Origin of the sequence: Streptococcus mitis (genome assembly GCF_946188695.1) — a bacterium.
GTDB classification, from domain to species: Bacteria; Bacillota; Bacilli; order Lactobacillales; family Streptococcaceae; genus Streptococcus; species Streptococcus mitis_DF.
The window spans coordinates 1-314 of sequence record NZ_CAMHWI010000059.1; the positions used below are offsets into that span (position 1 = coordinate 1).

The following is a 314-nucleotide window of genomic DNA, read 5'->3' on the forward strand; positions in this document are numbered from 1 at the left end:
TGCACGTAGGTCTTGTAGAACTCCTCTGGATTCTCTGCCTCGAATACTTGAATCGCTCCTTTCGGAGTGAAATTGCTAGACTTCAGGGCTTCTTGGACACCTGATGGTGCCTTATCTAGACTCTCATAAAGAGCCATTTTCAAACCTTTAACTACTTGCCCTTTAGAATCTGTCACTTGAACACCGTCTTGATTGATTGTAACAGCTTCCTCTGGGTAATCATCAACGATATAGAATCCTTTACCAATACGGTCTTTATCTGCTTCAATGCCCTTGTATTGGCTATAATCTGCCGTTACCTTGTAGTAGTTGAC

1 protein-coding gene is annotated in these 314 nt (G+C 42.4%); it reads right to left on the minus strand.

Features of this window, described 5'->3' with window-relative positions; genetic code table 11:
• A partial coding sequence (locus tag N8L33_RS09980) for an SspB-related isopeptide-forming adhesin (RefSeq protein ID WP_261059754.1) occupies positions 1-314 on the minus strand: 314 nt, incomplete at both ends.